The 15783-nt window shown below is 67.3% G+C and carries 13 protein-coding genes; 7 read left to right on the top strand and 6 right to left on the bottom strand.

Annotation, left to right across the window (positions count from 1 at the left end):
- Window position 1: 1 nt before the first annotated feature.
- The 3 genes from EPA99_RS11795 to EPA99_RS11785 all read left to right on the top strand — a co-directional run bounded on the left by EPA99_RS11795 (window position 2) and on the right by EPA99_RS11785 (window position 4285).
- Entirely contained in the window at window positions 2-604 is a 603-nt protein-coding gene (locus tag EPA99_RS11795) for a DUF1003 domain-containing protein (protein WP_129471417.1), read from the top strand.
- Between the two features lie 31 nt (window positions 605-635).
- Complete coding sequence (gene prpC, locus EPA99_RS11790) at window positions 636-1787, top strand: bifunctional 2-methylcitrate synthase/citrate synthase (RefSeq protein ID WP_129471416.1); 1152 nt, start codon at window positions 636-638, stop codon at window positions 1785-1787.
- A 215-nt stretch (window positions 1788-2002) separates the two neighbouring features.
- Window positions 2003-4285, top strand: a complete 2283-nt coding sequence (locus EPA99_RS11785) for a glycoside hydrolase family 3 N-terminal domain-containing protein (RefSeq protein ID WP_129471415.1) — start codon at window positions 2003-2005, stop codon at window positions 4283-4285.
- A gap of 90 nt (window positions 4286-4375) precedes the next feature.
- Here the strand turns inward: EPA99_RS11785 and EPA99_RS11780 are convergent, their stop codons facing one another.
- From EPA99_RS11780 to EPA99_RS11770, 3 genes are all read right to left on the bottom strand, one after another.
- Entirely contained in the window at window positions 4376-4987 is a 612-nt protein-coding gene (locus EPA99_RS11780) for a glutathione S-transferase family protein (protein WP_129471414.1), read from the bottom strand.
- Between the two features lie 514 nt (window positions 4988-5501).
- Complete coding sequence (locus EPA99_RS11775) at window positions 5502-5960, bottom strand: cell wall hydrolase (RefSeq protein ID WP_129471413.1); 459 nt, start codon at window positions 5958-5960, stop codon at window positions 5502-5504.
- A gap of 315 nt (window positions 5961-6275) precedes the next feature.
- Window positions 6276-8336: an NADPH-dependent 2,4-dienoyl-CoA reductase gene (locus EPA99_RS11770; protein WP_129471412.1), complete on the bottom strand. Its 2061-nt coding sequence runs from the start codon at window positions 8334-8336 to the stop codon at window positions 6276-6278.
- A 540-nt stretch (window positions 8337-8876) separates the two neighbouring features.
- Between EPA99_RS11770 and EPA99_RS11765 the strand changes: the two genes are divergently transcribed.
- The 3 genes from EPA99_RS11765 (at window position 8877) to EPA99_RS11755 (ending at window position 11547) form a co-directional block, all read left to right on the top strand.
- The gene (locus EPA99_RS11765; RefSeq protein WP_129471411.1) at window positions 8877-9956 is read left to right on the top strand and encodes an OmpA family protein; all 1080 of its coding nucleotides are present in this window, start codon (window positions 8877-8879) and stop codon (window positions 9954-9956) included.
- Between the two features lie 240 nt (window positions 9957-10196).
- Window positions 10197-10682, top strand: a complete 486-nt coding sequence (locus tag EPA99_RS11760; RefSeq protein ID WP_129471410.1) for a hypothetical protein — start codon at window positions 10197-10199, stop codon at window positions 10680-10682.
- A 19-nt stretch (window positions 10683-10701) separates the two neighbouring features.
- Window positions 10702-11547, top strand: coding sequence for a pseudouridine synthase (locus EPA99_RS11755; protein ID WP_129471409.1), 846 nt, complete (start codon window positions 10702-10704; stop codon window positions 11545-11547).
- On the opposite strand, the gene EPA99_RS11750 is transcribed toward EPA99_RS11755, so the two are convergent.
- From EPA99_RS11750 to tdh, 3 genes are all read right to left on the bottom strand, one after another.
- Complete coding sequence (locus EPA99_RS11750; protein WP_129471408.1) at window positions 11480-11878, bottom strand: HNH endonuclease; 399 nt, start codon at window positions 11876-11878, stop codon at window positions 11480-11482. The two genes, EPA99_RS11755 and EPA99_RS11750, sit on opposite strands and share 68 nt — an antisense overlap.
- A complete protein-coding gene (gene kbl / locus EPA99_RS11745; RefSeq protein ID WP_129471407.1) occupies window positions 11878-13074 on the bottom strand; it encodes a glycine C-acetyltransferase in 1197 nt (398 codons plus the stop codon). Before kbl ends, EPA99_RS11750 begins: the two co-directional genes overlap by 1 nt.
- A 179-nt stretch (window positions 13075-13253) precedes the next feature.
- Complete coding sequence (gene tdh, locus EPA99_RS11740; RefSeq protein ID WP_164978643.1) at window positions 13254-14288, bottom strand: L-threonine 3-dehydrogenase; 1035 nt, start codon at window positions 14286-14288, stop codon at window positions 13254-13256.
- Window positions 14289-14447: 159 nt separating this feature from the next.
- Between tdh and folC the strand changes: the two genes are divergently transcribed.
- Window positions 14448-15725 (top strand): bifunctional tetrahydrofolate synthase/dihydrofolate synthase, encoded by a 1278-nt coding sequence (gene folC, locus EPA99_RS11735; RefSeq protein ID WP_129471405.1) that lies wholly within the window; start codon window positions 14448-14450, stop codon window positions 15723-15725.
- Window positions 15726-15783 lie beyond the last annotated feature (58 nt).

The following is a 15783-nucleotide window of genomic DNA, read 5'->3' as shown; positions in this document are numbered from 1 at the left end:
CATGAACACGCCGCACCCGCCGACCTCCGAATCCAGGCACCGTAGCCGCATCGACCGGCGCCAGACCGCCCGCCAGCTGCTGCAGCGCGAGCTGGACACCCTGCAGGAAGAAGAACGCGCGATCGTGGAGCGCTTCATTTCGCGGCGCCAGGTCGCGCGCAATGTCGACCGGGAGTTCGATCAGGGCCGCAGCTTCGGCGAGCGCGTGGCCGACAAGGTCGCCGCGGTGGGCGGCAGCTGGCGCTTCATCATCGCCTTCGGCGTGTTCCTGGCGGTGTGGATGGCGCTCAACAGCCTGGTGCTGGCCAAGGCCTTCGATCCATACCCCTACATCCTGCTCAACCTGTGCCTGTCGTGCCTGGCGGCGATCCAGGCGCCCATCATCATGATGAGCCAGAACCGGCAGGCCTCGGCCGACCGCCTGCGCGCGGAGAACGACTACCAGGTCAACGTGAAGGCCGAGCTGGAGATCCTGCAGGTACACGAAAAGCTCAACCAGCTGCGCGAGCAGGACTGGGCCGCGCTGGTGGAGCTGCAAAACCAGCAGATCCAGATGCTGCAGCAGCTGCTGGCCCAGCGCACACCGCCGTCGGACCAGCGCTGACGCGTCAATGCCACCATCGGGAGGAAACACCATGTCAGACACCACCACCGCCACCGGCTTCAAGCCCAAGAAATCCGTCGCCCTGTCCGGGACCCCGGCGGGCAACACCGCTCTGTGCACCGTGGGACGCAGCGGCAACGACCTGCACTACCGCGGCTACGACATCCTGGACCTGGCCAAGAGCGAGTTCGAGGAAATCGCCTACCTGCTGGTGCATGGCAAGCTGCCGACCAAGGCCGAGCTGCGCGGCTACAAGGCCAAGCTGAAGATGCTGCGCGGCTTACCTGCGGCGGTGAAGACCGCGCTGGAACAGCTGCCGCCCAGCGCGCATCCGATGGATGTCATGCGTACCGGCGTGTCGGTGCTCGGCTGCGTGCTGCCGGAGAAGGACGACCACAATCATCCCGGTGCGCGCGACATCGCCGACAAGCTGATGGCCAGCCTCGGGTCGATGCTGCTGTACTGGTATCACTTCGCTTTCAACGGCAAGCGCATCGAGGTGGAGACCGATGACGACTCCATCGGTGGGCATTTCCTGCACCTGCTGCACGGGAAGAAGCCGGCCGAGTCCTGGGTCAAGGCCATGCACACCTCGCTGGTGCTGTATGCCGAGCATGAGTTCAACGCCTCGACCTTCACCAGCCGTGTCGTTGCCGGCACCGGCAGCGACATGTACAGCGCCATCTGCGGCGGCATCGGCGCCTTGCGTGGGCCTAAGCACGGCGGCGCCAATGAAGTGGCCTTCGAAGTGCAGAAGCGCTACGACAGCCCGGACGAGGCCGAAGCCGACATCCGCGCGCGGGTGGAGCGCAAGGAGGTGGTCATCGGTTTCGGTCACCCGGTCTACACCGTCAGCGATCCGCGCAACAAGGTCATCAAGCAGGTCGCCAGGGAGCTGTCCGAAGAGCAGGGCAGCATGAAGATGTACGACATCGCAGAGCGCCTGGAGTCGGTGATGTGGGACATCAAGAAGATGTTCCCCAACCTGGACTGGTTCAGCGCGGTCAGCTACCACATGATGGGGGTGCCGACGGCGATGTTCACGCCGCTGTTCGTCATCGCCCGCACCGCGGGGTGGAGCGCGCATGTGATCGAGCAGCGCATCGACGGCAAGATCATTCGCCCCAGCGCCAACTACACCGGCCCGGAAGATCAGACCTTCGTGCCGATCGACCAGCGCTGAGCGCAGGTCCGGTCTCGATCAGGCGCAAGCGGCGTTTCGTTGAATCGCCGCTTTGTAGGGCAGTATCGGCCGCCCGGCGATGGCGCTCGACGCTTGTCAACAGTAGGTCGGCGCGTTTTCGCTGCAGTGCGTCATGCCTTCGCCTGGGGCGGTGGTTACCGTAAACGTTTTCACCGGTCGCGCTCGCGGCCGTGCCGCTTGCCCAAGGATGCCCCATGAAAGCCCGTATGACGCGCCGCTCGCTGCTGCTTGGCGCCAGTTCCCTTGCCCTGATGTCGCGCATGCCGATGGGCCTGGCCCTGGGGCCGATGGCCGACGCCGAGCGCTCGGCCTTCATCGATGGCTTGATCGCCAAGATGACGCTGGAAGAGAAGGCCGGTCAGCTGACGCTGATGGCTTCTTCTTTCACCAGCAAGGAAGCGGCCGCGGCCAATCCTGCCGCCGCCCAGCAGCGCACCGGTCAGCAGCTCACCGAGGCGCGTGCCGGGCACCTGACTGGCGTGTTCAACGGCTCGGATGTGGACTGGCATCGCCAGCTGCAGCGCGAGGCCCTGAAGAGCCGGCTGAAGATTCCGATGCTGTTCGCGGCCGACGTCATCCATGGCTTCCGCACCATCTTCCCGGTGCCGCTGGGCGAGGCCGCCAGCTTCGATCCGGACCTGGCACGCCGCACCGCCCGTGCCGCGGCGCTGGAGGCCAGTGCGGTCGGCATCGACTGGACCTTCGCGCCGATGGTGGATATCGCCCGCGACGCGCGCTGGGGGCGCAGCGTGGAGGGCAGTGGCGAGGACCTGCTGCTGGGCAAGCGCATGGCCCAGGCGCGCGTGCGCGGGTTCCAGGGCGATGGCATCGCTCGCAACGACGCGGTGGCAGCATGTCCCAAGCATTTTGCGGCCTATGGCGCCGCTGAAGGCGGCCTGGACTACAACACGGTCGACGTGTCCGAGCGCACGCTGCGCCAGACCTACTTCCCGCCGTTCCAGGCCGGCTTCGATGCCGGTGCGCTCACCACGATGGCCGCCTTCAACGAGATCTCCGGCGTGCCCGCGCATGGCAATGCCTGGCTGCTGGACCAGGTGCTGCGTGGTGAGTGGAATTTCAGCGGGCTGGTGGTGTCGGACTACACCGGCGACAACGAGCTGATCCTGCACGGCTACGCCACCGATGAGAAGGACGCCGCGCGCCTGGCGCTGCTGGCCGGCGTGGACATGAGCATGCAGAGCGGGCTGTACCTGAAGTACGTGCCCGAACTGGTGCGCGAGGGCAAGCTGCCGCTGGAGAAGGTCGACACCGCGGTGCGCCGTGTGCTGCAGTTCAAGGCGGCGCTGGGCCTGTTCGACGACCCCTATCACCGCATGGACCGCAAGCGCGCCCAGGCTGCGCAGCGCACGCCGGAAACGCTGGCGCTGGCCCGCGAGGCGGCGGTCAAGTCGGTGGTGCTGCTGAAGAACGAGCGCAAGCTGCTGCCGCTCAAGCGCAGCGGCCAGCGCATTGCGCTGATCGGTCCGATGGCGCGCAACTGGGAGCAGACGCGCGGCCCCTGGGTGCTGTTCGCCGGTGATGACAGCAAGGCCGACCTGGCCACCGGCATGCGCGGGCTGATGGCCGATGCCTCGCAGCTGACCGTGGTCGATGGCAGCGATTTCGAAGAGGCCTTGCCCGGCGGCGTGGAAGAGGCGGTGGCCGCGGCGAACAATGCCGACGTGGTGGTGATGGCGGTGGGCGAATCGCTGCAGCAATCGGGCGAGGCGCAGTCGCGCACGGCCATCGTCATGCCGGCCCCGCAGCAGGCTTTGATCGAAGCGGTCGCCGCCACCGGCAAGCCGCTGGTGATCGTGCTCAGCAATGGCCGCGCCTTGGCCTTGGAGGGGGCCACGCTGGAGGCGCCTGCGATCCTGGTGAGCTGGTTCCTGGGCTCGGCGTCAGGGCAGGCGCTGGCTGATGTGTTGTTCGGCGAAGCCAGCCCCTCGGGCCGCCTGCCGGTCAGCTTCCCGCGCCAGCCGGGGCAGGTGCCGTACTACTACGACCACAAGCCCACCGGTCGTCCCAACCCCGAGGGCGAGAAGCTGGAGCCGTTCAAGACGCACTACCGCGGCATCCCCAACAGCGCGCTGTTTCCCTTCGGCCACGGCCTGACCTACGGCGATGTCGAGTACGGCAAGCTCACGCTCAGCGGCAAGTCGATGGCGGCAGACGGCACCATCGAAGTCTCGGCCGAAGTCCGCAACCGCGGCACGCGCGCGGTGGAGGAGGTGGTGCAGCTCTATGTGCACGACCGCGCCGCCAGCATCACCCGCCCGGTGCGCGAGCTGAAGGACTACCGCAAGGTCGCCCTGGCCGCCGGTGCCTCGCAGACCGTGCGTTTCACGCTGCGCGGGCAGGACCTGGCCTTCATCGGCTGGGACCTCAAGCCGGTGGTGGAAGCCGGCGTGTTCGACGTGTGGGTCGCGCCCTCGGCCGAAGCCGATGGCGCGCATGGCAGCTTCACCGTGCAATAAGCCGGCAGGCCCGTGCCGGGCGCACGGGCAGGGCGCAAACGAACAACGCCGCGTGAGCGGCCTTGTTCATGCGTGGGCTGACGCCGCGCTTCAGATCACGCCTTCGGCCTTGAGTGCGGCCTGCACGCCGGCATCGGCGTCCATGCGCGCGCGGAACGCGGCCAGGTTGGGCATGTCCGACAGGTCCACGCCGGTGCGCTCGGCCCAGCGCAAGGTGATGTAGAGATACGGGTCGGCCACGCTGCGGAAACCGGTCAGCCAGTCGCGTCCCTGCAGCTGCGCCTCGGCGCGCGCGAACAGCGTGCGCACGCGCTCGCGCGCCGTGGCACGCAAGGCATCGTGCTGCGCGGCATCGGCCAGGAACCGGGCCGGCCCGAACATCGGGGTAAAGGCCGGGTGCAGATCGGCATTGACGAAGGACAGCCAGCGCTGCGCCTCGGCCCGCTGCCGCGGCGAGCCATCGCCGCTCAGGCCGGCCTGCGGGGCCAGATCGGCGATGTAGCCCAGGATGGCCGCGTTCTGCGTCAGCACGAAGTCCCCATCGACCAGGGTCGGGACGCTGCCGGCCGGATTGATCGCCAGGTAAGCCGGCGCCTTCATCTCCTCGGCATTCAAGGCCTGGAACTCGAACGGCAGGCCGGACCATTGCAGCGCGATGTGGTCGGCGGTCGAACAGGCACCGGGCTTGGTGTACAGCTTCATGCTGAAATCTCTCGATGGCGGAAAAGGTTGCCGAGCATAGCCGCTGGCATTGCCACCGCGATGCCAGCGCGGCAAGTTGCGGAAGTTCCAAGCCATCTTGATACATCCTAGGGGAGCGGCTTCAGCCGCGAATGGGGCTTTACCGGGCAAGCCCATTCGCGGCTGAAGCCGCTCCCACAGAACAAAGCGCACGCAGCTTGGTCTTGGTGAAAAGAGCAGATTCGATTCCGCTTCGCCGCGAAGTCACTCTGCCGGGCCAGTCAGTGCGCAGCTGAAGCCGCTTCTATGCGGCATGTGCACTTGGCTCGTCGCCGAAAACACGTGCGGACATGCATCGACGCCGATGCGAACTCGCATCTGCATGGCATCTCCGGGTTGATACATGCGCATCGCACCTGCCGACGCTGCTCTTTGCAGGCGGCTGATCTTCGGTGCGGAAGATACGTTGACCAAAACGAAGATGCCCGGCAAGCAGGCCGGGCATCGCGTTATCGCGGCAAGTCGCAGGCGTGGGTCAGGAAGAACGAGGGCTCAGCTTCTGTACGCGATAGAACGTGTGATCGCCAATGGTCGCCACCTGGTAGGAGTTACGCCAGCTCGGGCTGGCGATGGCGTGGGCGGCGAAGTGACTCGCCCCCGGCACGATCTCCTTGCGCTCGCCCGCCGGCAGCGCCCAGTTCTGCTCCGCCTTGAGGGCGACATCGACCGAGCGGTTCCATGCATTGGAATTGCCCAGGCGCGTGCCGGGCGAGACCAGGGCGGGGGCAAACTGCTTGCGCGCAGTGACCACATCGCACATCGAGTTGCCCCACAGGCCGCTTTCCAGGCGGCGCAGGGCGACTTCGGCGACGGCCTGCTGGCCGCGGACGGACTGGTCGCGCGCTTCCAGGTAGACCGTGGTGGAAAGGCACAGCGAATCGGCGGCGGGTTGCGGCAGCAATTGCGACAACCACAGGATCCAGGCCAGTTTCATGAGACTCCTTGCTCCGTCTTGGCCACAGCATCGTGTCCAACCCCATAACAAGCTGGGGAAGGCCGATGACGTGGCAGGGCGTCATGGGGAGGCAGCCAACACGCGGGCTGCCCGGTGTTCGGTCTCAATCGAGGAGGGAGACCGAACCGGCTCGCCGTACTGGGTGGCGGGCCGGTGAGAAAGTTGGCGCACGGTACGGGCGCGGTTCCCAACACGGACTGAACGGTCCGGCTTGACTTGGTGGCCGTTCGATGGCCTCGAATTCGTGATGCGCCGCACTTTTCACCGCGCCCACCAAGCGTTGCTGGCTTGCCCTCACAGACTCGCGGCCAGGCGACTGCCTTGCGCGATGGCGCGTTTGGCATCCAGCTCGGCGGCCACGTCGGCGCCGCCGATCAGGTGCACCTCGCACCCAAGCGCCTGCACCGCCGCATGCAATTCCCTGCGCGGCTCCTGGCCTGCGCAGACCACGACGTGATCCACCTCCAGCACCTGGTGCTGTCCGTCGATCTGCAGGTGCAGTCCTTCATCGTCCACACCCTGGTAGTCCACGCCGCCCAGCATGCGCACGCCCTTGGCTTTCAATGTGGCGCGGTGCACCCAGCCACTGGTCTTGCCCAGCCGCGCGCCGGGCTTGCCCGCGGTGCGCTGCAGCAGCCACAGCTCGCGTACCGGCGGTTCCGGCTCCGGCGCAAGCAACCCGCCGGGCGCCTCGAACGCCGGGTCCACGCCCCATTCGCGCATCCAGCGCCCGGCATCCAGACTGGGCGAGGGACCTTCATGGGCCAGGAACTCGGCCACATCGAAGCCGATGCCGCCGGCACCGATCAGCGCCGCGCGCGCACCGACCTTCACCTTGCCGGAAAGCACGTCCACATAGCTGACCACCTTGGCGTGGTCGCTGCCCGGGAAGCTCACCGTGCGTGGGCTGATGCCGGTGGCCAGCACCACGACATCGAATCCTTGCAGCGCCGCTGCATCCACATGCTGGTTCAACCTCACGGCAACGCCGGTCTCCTCCAGTCGATGCTGGAAGTAGCGCAGCGTCTCGTGGAACTCCTCCTTGCCGGGGATGCGCTTGGCATAGTTGAACTGGCCGCCGATCTCGGCAGCGGCATCGAACAGAGTGACCGCGTGCCCGCGCTGCGCGGCCACGCTTGCGCAGGCCAGTCCCGCCGGCCCGGCGCCGACCACGGCGATGCGGCGCGGTGTCGTGGTGGTCAGGTAGTTCAATTCGGTCTCGGCCGCCGCGCGCGGATTGACCAGGCAACTGGCGCGCTTGTTCTCGAACACATGGTCCAGGCAGGCCTGATTGCAGGCGATGCACGTATTGATGCGCTGCGCCTGTCCACTGCGGGCCTTGTTGGCCCACTCCGGATCGGCCAGCAGGGGCCGCGCCAACGACACCATGTCGGCCTTGCCCGCGGCCAGGATGCCTTCTGCCACCTCCGGCATATTGATGCGGTTGGTCGCCACCAGCGGCACTTGCACATGCGGCTTCAACTTGGCGGTGACATCGACGAAGGCCGCGCGCGGCACCGAGGTCACGATGGTCGGCACACGCGCCTCGTGCCAGCCGATCCCGGAATTGATGATGCTCGCGCCCGCATATTCCACCGCCCGTGCCTGGGCCACGATGTCCTCCCAGGCATTGCCGCCTTCCACCAGATCCACCAGCGAGAGCCGGTAGATGATGATGAAGTCCGGGCCACAGGCCTCGCGCACCCGGCGCACGATCTCCACCGCCATGCGCATGCGCCGGTTGGCATCGCCACCCCAGGCATCGTTGCGCTTGTTGGTGCGCGGGGCGGTGAACTCATTGATGAAGTAACCCTCCGAGCCCATCAGCTCCACGCCGTCGTAACCGGCCTGGCGCGCCAGCTGCGCCGAGCGCGCGTAAGCATCGATCTGGCGTTCGACGCCGCGGGAGGACAGCGCCCTGGGCTTGAAAGGATTGATCGGCGCCTGGATCGCCGAAGGCGCCACGCTGAAGGGGTGGTAGGCATAGCGCCCCGCATGCAGCAGCTGCAGGCAGATGCGCGCCCCGTGGGCGTGCGCGGCCTGGGTCAGCTGCCGATGCGGGCGCGCTTCCCAGGGCCAGGACAGCTTGCCGCCGAAGGGCTTGAGCCAACCGCGCACGTTCGGCGCGAAACCGCCGGTGACGATCAGCCCCACGCCGCCCGCGGCGCGCTCGGCGAAGTAGGCCGCCAGTTTCGGAAAATCCCGAATGCGGTCTTCCAGTCCGGTGTGCATGGAGCCCATCAGGATGCGGTTGCGCAGCGTGGTGAAGCCCAGATCCAGTGGCTGGAACAGGTGCGGGTACGGGGAAGGAGACTCGCTCGCGGGCAGGGCGGAAGCGGCGGGCTGGCGATTCATGTGTCAATACGCTTGCGTACGGAATGCGCGAACGATGCCGGAAGGCCCGCAACGGGGCAAGCACGACCTTGGTCGCCGCTTCGATGGAAGCGCCCAAGCCGGGTATGTTCCGCAAGCAGGGCTCGGCTCGCGCTTTCGTTATGGACAGGCCAAGAAAGCGTTGGAGTGCGCACAAAGCGCTTGCATGGCGTAGAGTTCCCTGAATTGGCGCTTGCGTCAGAATGCGTTCATCTAGCTTGGCGGGGATTTCCCAGCCGCGGGTAGAGTCGCTCAAGGGCGTTTCAAAACAATAAGTTGTGTGGCGCGCGGGCGGGCGGAGCATCTTGATCTTCCTGTCTGCGGGCCGTCCGTAGGGGCAGAAAAGTGCCGAACCGGCCCCAGGTTTGTTAGATGCCTGTTAACACAGCCTTCACGACTGCGTGGCTAGTGTGCGCCCCGTTGGCGTGCGGGACATGGCCGGCCGGCAAGCAAGCATTCGCCTGCCTTGAACCATCGACAGCTGCTGATTGAGTCCATCCTCGATTTTTCTAGGAGCAATACATGAACAAGAAACTCCTCTGCGCCGCCTTGATTGCCGGCATGAGCGTTGCGCACGCCGCCTCCGCTCAGGAGACCGATTTCGATGATCGTTGGTACCTGACCGGCGCCGTTGGTTACAACTTCCAGGACAGCGACCGTCTGACCGACGACGCGCCGTTCGGCAGCATCGGCCTGGGCAAGTTCGTCAGCCCGAACTGGTCGCTGGATTTCGAACTGAACTATCAGAACCCGAACTTCGAAGCCAACAAGGATCTGAACTGGAGCCAGTACGGCGCCTCGCTGGATCTGCGTCGCCACTTCATCTCCGAAGGCCGTGGCTGGAACCCCTACGTGCTGATGGGCCTGGGCTACCAGCGCTCTGAGGAAGAGTACTCGGCCGGTATCGGCGGCCCGATCGACCGCAAGGACGGCAACTTCGCCGCCAAGGTCGGCGTCGGTCTGCAGACCACCCTGGAGAAGCGTGTCGGCGTGCGCGCCGAGGTCGCCTACCGCGCTTCCTTTGACGACCAGAGCGTTGCCGCTCCGGACGAAGATTACTTCGGTGACGTGCTGGCCTCGGTCGGCGTCGTGATCCCGCTGGGCACCCGCGCCGAAGCCGCTCCGCCGCCGCCGCCGCCGCCGCCGACCACCACCTGCGCCGATCTGGACGACGACGGTGACGGCGTGAACAACTGCGACGACAAGTGCCCCGGTTCGCAGGCTGGCCAGACCATCGGTCCGGACGGCTGCCCGGTGCCGGTCTCGATCGACCTGAAGGGCGTGAACTTCGATTTCGACAAGGCCACCCTGCGTCCGGATGCCGTCAGCATCCTGTCCGAGGCCACCGAGATCCTGAAGCGCTACCCCGAGCTGAAGGTCGAAGTCGCCGGTCACACCGACTCGGTCGGTACCGACGCCTACAACCAGAAGCTGTCCGAGCGTCGCGCCAAGACCGTGTACGACTACCTGACCAGCAACGGCGTGGACGCTTCGCGTCTGGTCGGTCCGATCGGCTACGGCGAGAGCCGCCCGATCGACACCAACGACACCGCCGAAGGCCGTGCGCGTAACCGTCGTACCGAGCTGAACGTCCAGAACTAAGGTTCCGGACGGGCCAGCACACCGGCCCAGCTGTGATATGGAAAAGCCTGGCGCAAGCCAGGCTTTTCTTTTGTGCGTTCGTTTGATCGGGCCCGGCGCGAGCTGCTGCGCACAGCGATGCGAGCGCAGCGTATTCATCCTTTTATTTCAGGGATTTGCATAAAAAACATGCAGCAGTGGTTGATCGCCGAGGCCCGGGTTTCTTACACTTCCGGGCACCACCTGCCCGGATCAATCGACATGCGTGTCGCGCTTTTCGCTGCTTCGCTTTTCCTGATGGCGCCCGCCGCCTACGCCGACACCTGCAATGCCCTGTCCCCGCAGCCGACGCCGGCCCGCACCACGATCCTGCAGCCGGTGGCGCCCGAGCTGTTCGCCAACACCACCCAGCTGGGCGCACCCAGCGGCGTGCTGGCGCAGCCGGCCGACGAATCGCAATCCGTGGATCGCGTGTTGCAGCGGCTGAAGCTGGAGGGTTGCAATGTCGCGATGGCCGCACCCGCCGCGGCGGCAACTGCCGATGCGGGCTACAAGCCCAAGACCCAATTCGACAACGGTCCGTGGCGCTTTGACATGAACCAGAACGGCAAGCGCATGACGGCCGAGGAGTTCGATGCCTGGATGAAGTCCCGTGGCGTGCGCGTGGCCAAGGGCAACGTGGTCAAGCCCGCCGCCGCAGCAGCGCCCGAGGCCGCGCCGGCCGCACAGCCGGAAAAGAAGGACTGATGCTGACGCTGCGGTCCGCATGACCACGCGCAAGCCCCAGGGCCGTCGTCCGCAAGGACGGCGGCCTTCTGCTGTCGGCGCCACGGCGGCCGCGGGCGTGCAGGCGCCGCGGCATGGGGTGGCGCGGGTGCTTTCCAAGCATGGCCTGTGCTCGCGCACCGAGGCGGCCGCCTGGGTCCGCGAGGGACGGGTGCAGGTGGACGGGCGCGTGGTGCGCGACCCGGAGTTTCCGGTGGTGGCCGGGCGCCAGGTGGTGAGCGTGGATGGGCAGGCCTTGGACGCGCCGCACCGCCACTACCTGATGTTGAACAAGCCGCGGGGCCTGGTGACCACCGCGCGCGACGAACAGGGGCGAGACACCGTCTACAGCTGCCTGCGCGAGACCGGCCTGCCCTGGCTGGCGCCGGTCGGGCGCCTGGACAAGGCCAGCGAAGGGCTGCTGCTCTTCAGCAACGATCCGCAATGGGCCGCGGGCATCACCGATGCGCAGGGCGGGGTGCTCAAGACCTACCACGTGCAGATCGACGCCGTGCCCGACCCGGCGCTGCTGCAACAGCTGCAGGCAGGCGCCCGTGTGGATGAAGCGGTGCTGCGCGCGGTGTCGGTGCGGCTGCTGCGCAGCGGGCAACGCAACAGCTGGATCGAAGTGGTACTGGATGAAGGCCGCAACCGGCATATCCGCCGCCTGCTCGAGGCCTTCGACATCGGCGTGCTGCGCCTGGTGCGCGTGGCCATCGGCGCGCTGCACCTGGGGGCGCTGCCGAAGGGGCAGTGGCGCCTGCTCGAGGCCGGCGAGCTCAGCGCGCTCGCTCAGCCTCCGGTAGCGCCCGCCAGCGCGCCAGGCGCGTGGCCAGCAGACGGCTGACGATCTCGAAGGCGCGCGGATCGGCAGGCCCGCGCGCATCCTGGCGCCGGCCCTTGGCGTGATTGCAGCTGGCGCAGGCCAGGGCGAGGTTGCGGGCGTCATCGTCCTGGTCCCCCACCTGCGAGGTCAGCGCCCGTGCGGCGGGTCGCCCGAACCAGGCGCTGGGCACGACATGTTCCAGCGAGGTCACGCCCAAGGCATCGCCCTGAGCACTGAGCTCCAGATGCGCCCTGCAATGCAGGCAGCGCGTGCGCCAGCGCTGACCATCGAACTGCGCCAGCGCGTCGGTCTGCGCCGCCAGCAGCAGCCTGCGGCGCAGTGCGCTGCGCATCAGTCGCGCTTGAGCACGCCGAGTTCGTGGCCGATGCGGGTGAAGGCGTCGATGGCGCGATCCAGGTGTTCGCGCGTGTGCGCCGCGCTCAGCTGCGTGCGGATGCGCGCCTGGCCCTTGGGCACCACGGGGAAGAAGAAGCCGATGGCGTAGATGCCTTCCTCCAGCAGCCGCTCGGCGAATCGCTGCGCCAGCGGCGCGTCGTACAGCATCACCGGGCTGATCGGATGCACGCCGGGCTTTATGTCGAAGCCGGCCGCGGTCATGCGCTCACGAAAATAACGGGTGTTCTCCACCAGCTGTTCGCGCAGTTCGCCGGCCGCCTCGAGCATCTCGAAGGCCTTGATGCCGGCGGCCACCACATGCGGCGGCAGCGAGTTGGAGAACAGGTAGGGGCGCGAGCGCTGGCGCAGCAGCTCGATGACTTCCTTCTTCGCCGTGGTAAAGCCGCCCAGCGCGCCGCCCATGGCCTTGCCCAGGGTGCCGGTGATGATGTCGATCTTCTCCAGCACGCCCTTGACCTCGGCCGAGCCGCGGCCGGTCTTGCCGAGGAAGCCGGTGGCGTGGCACTCGTCGATGTGCACCAGGGCGCCGTATTTCTCGGCCAGTGCGGTGATCTCATCCAGCGGGGCGATGAACCCGTCCATCGAGAACACGCCGTCGGTGGTGATCAGCTTGGTCTTGCAGCCGGCCGCATCGGCGGCCTGCAGCTGCGCCTCCAGGTCGGCCATGTCGCAGTTGGCGTAGCGGAAGCGCTTGGCCTTGCACAGGCGCACGCCATCGATGATGGAGGCGTGGTTGAGCGCATCGGAGATGATCGCATCGTCCTCGCCCAGCAGCGGCTCGAACAGGCCGCCGTTGGCGTCGAAGCAGGCAGCGTAGAGGATGGTGTCCTCGGTGCCGAAGAAGCGCGCGATCTGCGCTTCCAGCTGCTTGTGCAGGTCCTGGGTGCCGCAGATGAAGCGCACCGAGGCCATGCCGAAGCCGTGCGTGTCCAGCGCGTCCTTGGCCGCGGCGATGATGTCCGGGTGATCGGCCAGCCCCAGGTAGTTGTTGGCGCAGAAGTTCAGCACCGTGCGGCCATCGGCCAGGGTGATCTGCGCCGACTGCGGGCTGGTGATGATGCGTTCGGACTTGAACAGCCCGGCATCGCGGATTTCGTCGAGGGTCTCGGCGTAGCGCTGGGTCAGGGACATGGGCGAGGAGTGAGCGAAGAGGAGTGAGGAGTGAGTAAAGGCGAGGAGCGGGTGGAGCGAAGTGAGGAAAGACGGGAGCGAGGTTGAGGTGGCCGTTGAGTGGGCGGGTCGGATCGAAGCGGCGATCCCGCATTTACTCACTCCTCACTCCTCGCCTTTCCCATTCACTCCTCGCCCCATCAGTTCCAGCTCAGCACGACCTTGCCGGCCTTGCCTTCTTCCATCAGGTCGAAGCCCTTCTGGAAGTCGTCGATGGGCAACTGGTGGGTCAGCACCTTGCCCAGCGGGAAACCGCTCAGCACCAGTTGGGTCATCTTGTACCAGGTCTCGTACATCTTGCGGCCGTAGATGCCCTGCACGGTCAGGCCCTTGAAGATGATCTTGTCCCAGTCGCAGCCGGCGCCCTTGGGCATGATGCCGAGCATGGCGATCTTGCCGCCGTGGTACATGCATTCCAGCATGTCGTTGAAGGCGCGCGGGTTGCCGCTCATCTCCAGACCCACGTCGAAGCCTTCCATGTGCAGGTCGGCCATCACGTCCTTGAGCGAGGTGTTGGCCACGTTGACCACGCGGGTGGCGCCCATGTCGGCGGCCAGCTTCAGGCGGAAGTCGTTGACGTCGGTGACCACCACGTTGCGCGCACCGATGTGCTTGCAGATGCCCGCGGCGATGATGCCGATGGGGCCGGCGCCGGTGATCAGCACGTCCTCGCCGATCACGTCGAACTCCAGCGCGCAGTGCGCGGCGTTGCCGTAGGGGTCGAAGAAGGCGGCCAGTTCGGACGGGATCTGGTCCGGGATCGGCCACAGGTTGCTGGCCGGCATCACCATGTATTCGGCGAAGGCGCCGTTGCGGTTCACGCCGATGCCCACCGTGTTGGGGCACAGGTGCGGGCGGCCGCCACGGCAGTTACGGCAGTGGCCGCAGACGATGTGGCCCTCGGCCGAGACGCGCTGGCCGATCTCGTAGCCGGTCACCGCCGAGCCCAGCTCGGCGATGCGGCCGACGAACTCATGGCCGATGGTCAGGCCAGGGGTGATGGTGCGCTGGCTCCACTCGTCCCACAGGTAAATGTGCAGGTCGGTGCCGCAGATCGCGGTCTTCTCCAGCTTGACCAGCACCTCGTTGGGGCCGGGGGTGGGCTTGGCCACCTGTTCCATCCAGATGCCCTTGCCCGCTTCGCGCTTGACCAGCGCCTTCATCGTGTCCGCCATGGTGCGAAGAACCCCAACCGTAGAGGAGGCGAAGTATAGAGGGGCGGGCTTGAATCGTTTCACCTGTGATCGCTTGCGCGATGCAGCAGGCCAGGCCGGCCGTCGCGCCTGGGCGGCGTGGCGGTCACAATATCCGCCCAGTTTCCGCCGTGCCGTGCCGTGTCCACACCCCGCGCCCTTGCCGATTGGCTGTCCCATATCCAGGCCCAGCACCCCCAGGCCATTGCCATGGGCCTGGACCGCGTGCGCGCGGTGGCGGGGCGACTAGGGCTGCAGCGCCCGGCCGCGCGGGTGATCACGGTGGGCGGCACCAACGGCAAGGGCTCGACCGTGGCCTTCATCGAGGCCATCGGCCGAGCTGCGGGCTGGAAAGTGGGCGCCTACACCTCGCCGCACCTGCTGCGCTACAACGAGCGCGTGCGCATCGACGGCGCGCAGGCCGATGACGCCGCGCTGGTGGAGGCTTTCGAAGCGGTGGAAGCCGCGCGCGGCGAGATCGCGCTGACCTACTTCGAGTACGGCACGCTGGCGGCGCTGTGGCTGTTCCAGCGTAGCGCGCTGGACCTGGCGATCCTGGAAGTGGGGCTGGGCGGGCGCCTGGATGCAGTCAACGTGGTCGATCCGGACGTGGCGGTAATCACCACCGTGGATGTGGACCACACCGAGTGGCTGGGCCCGGACCGCGACAGCATCGGTCGCGAGAAGGCCGGCATTGCCCGTGCCTGGAAGCCGCTGGTGCTGGGCGAGGTGAGCATTCCCGGCACCGTGCTGCGCCATGCCTACGCCATCGCCGCGGCGGTCATCCAGGGCGGCAACGATTTCTTCCATGAGCCCCTGGAGGACGGCCGCTGGCGCTGGCGCGAAGTCGGCTACGAGCTGGAACTGCCGGCGCTGCCGCTGGACGCGCCGGTGCAGCGGGCCAACGCGGCCACGGCGATCGCGGCGGTGCGCGCGCTGGACGGTGGCGAAGCGCTGGCCCCGGCGGTGTTCGCCAGCGGGGTGGCGCAGGCCACGGTGCCCGGCCGCCTGCAGCGCCTGGAGCGCGACGGCGTGGAGATCCGTCTGGACGTGGGCCACAACCCGCAGGCCGCGCGTGCCCTGGCCGACTGGCTGCAGGCCCACCCGGTGCAGGGACCAACGGTGGCGGTGTTCGCCGCGCTGGCGGACAAGGCGGTGGAGGAGGTGGTGCAGGCGCTGGCGCCGCACATCGCCCGCTGGCAACTGGCCGGGATCGACGACGCCGGCCCGCGCAGCCTGTCGGCCGAGCAGCTCTTGCAGCGAGCGCCAACGCTGCAGGGCCGTGCGGTGCTGCACGAAACCGTGGCCCAGGCCGTGGAGGCGGCGGTGGCGCAGGCCGGCCCGGCCGGCCGGGTGCTGGTGTTCGGCTCGTTCCATACCGTGGGTCAGGCGCTGGCCGCCCTGCATTCACACAAGTAGGGCGGCGGTCCGGGGACGGGCCTTTATACTGTGCGGCGTTCTCCCGCTGCCGCTGGTC

The sequence above is a fragment of the Pseudoxanthomonas composti genome (assembly GCF_004122095.1).
In the GTDB taxonomy this organism is placed as follows: Bacteria; Pseudomonadota; Gammaproteobacteria; order Xanthomonadales; family Xanthomonadaceae; genus Pseudoxanthomonas_A; species Pseudoxanthomonas_A composti.
The sequence above is the reverse complement of the archived record's forward strand: the minus strand, read 5'-3'. Positions and strand labels throughout refer to the sequence as shown.

Excerpts from the sequence above, each read along its gene's own strand:
- EPA99_RS11750 (WP_129471408.1), bottom strand. The coding sequence starts at position 11,878 with ATGCGCAGCGCACTGCGCCGCAGGCTGCTGCTGGCGGCGCAGACCGAC.
- EPA99_RS11765 (WP_129471411.1), top strand. The coding sequence starts at position 8,877 with ATGAACAAGAAACTCCTCTGCGCCGCCTTGATTGCCGGCATGAGCGTT.
- tdh (WP_164978643.1), bottom strand. The coding sequence starts at position 14,288 with ATGGCGGACACGATGAAGGCGCTGGTCAAGCGCGAAGCGGGCAAGGGC.
- EPA99_RS11755 (WP_129471409.1), top strand. The coding sequence starts at position 10,702 with ATGACCACGCGCAAGCCCCAGGGCCGTCGTCCGCAAGGACGGCGGCCT.
- EPA99_RS11780 (WP_129471414.1), bottom strand. The coding sequence starts at position 4,987 with ATGAAGCTGTACACCAAGCCCGGTGCCTGTTCGACCGCCGACCACATC.
- EPA99_RS11775 (WP_129471413.1), bottom strand. The coding sequence starts at position 5,960 with ATGAAACTGGCCTGGATCCTGTGGTTGTCGCAATTGCTGCCGCAACCC.
- EPA99_RS11785 (WP_129471415.1), top strand. The coding sequence starts at position 2,003 with ATGAAAGCCCGTATGACGCGCCGCTCGCTGCTGCTTGGCGCCAGTTCC.
- kbl (WP_129471407.1), bottom strand. The coding sequence starts at position 13,074 with ATGTCCCTGACCCAGCGCTACGCCGAGACCCTCGACGAAATCCGCGAT.
- EPA99_RS11795 (WP_129471417.1), top strand. The coding sequence starts at position 2 with ATGAACACGCCGCACCCGCCGACCTCCGAATCCAGGCACCGTAGCCGC.
- prpC (WP_129471416.1), top strand. The coding sequence starts at position 636 with ATGTCAGACACCACCACCGCCACCGGCTTCAAGCCCAAGAAATCCGTC.
- EPA99_RS11760 (WP_129471410.1), top strand. The coding sequence starts at position 10,197 with ATGCGTGTCGCGCTTTTCGCTGCTTCGCTTTTCCTGATGGCGCCCGCC.
- EPA99_RS11770 (WP_129471412.1), bottom strand. The coding sequence starts at position 8,336 with ATGAATCGCCAGCCCGCCGCTTCCGCCCTGCCCGCGAGCGAGTCTCCT.